The sequence below is a fragment of the Aerococcus sp. L_32 genome, assembly GCF_050689315.1.
Genome location: NZ_JBOEQF010001074.1, coordinates 1 through 628, shown reverse-complemented (window position 1 = coordinate 628; position 628 = coordinate 1). Strand labels below are relative to the sequence as shown.

1 protein-coding gene is annotated in these 628 nt (G+C 47.5%); it reads left to right on the top strand.

The features are described from left to right. On the top strand, window positions 1-628 hold a 628-nt coding region (ispE, locus tag ACRCJ0_RS18245; RefSeq protein WP_431391552.1), incomplete at both ends, for a 4-(cytidine 5'-diphospho)-2-C-methyl-D-erythritol kinase.

Below are 628 nucleotides of genomic sequence, written 5' to 3'. Positions count from 1 at the left end.
GGGCAATATCAAGACGGGCGTGCACATCTCAATTGAAAAGCGGATCCCTGTCGCAGCGGGGTTAGGCGGTGGGTCAACGGACGCAGCAGCAGTTTTTCGTAAACTTAACACCCTATGGGATATCAACTTGCCCTTGAAAGACTTGCAGGCGTTGGCCAATCAAGTAGGATCAGATGTGGCTTATTCGATTGCGGGCGGCACGGCTTTGGTAGAAGGTCGAGGGGAAAAAATCCGCCAAATTCAACCAGCACCCAAATGTTGGATTATTCTTGCTAAACCAGCTATCTCAGTTTCAACGCGGAAAATTTTCAACCAACTAGATGTTGAACGGTTAAACTACGAACCCAATGCGCCAAAAGTACTGGCAGCCCTAGAGTCAGGGTCTTATGAAGACCTGATGGCAGCAATTGGTAATTCCTTGGAACCAGTAACCTTTAGCCAGCATCCTAAATTAGCCAAGTTGAAACAACAAATGCTCGATTTTGGTGCAGACGGGGTGACGATGTCTGGGTCAGGGCCAACAATCATTGGCTTTACCCAGGTTTACAGCCGTGGCCAACGGATTTATAATGCCTTACGCGGATTTTGCCAGGAAGTTTATATGGTACGTGTGATGCCAGAAATAAAT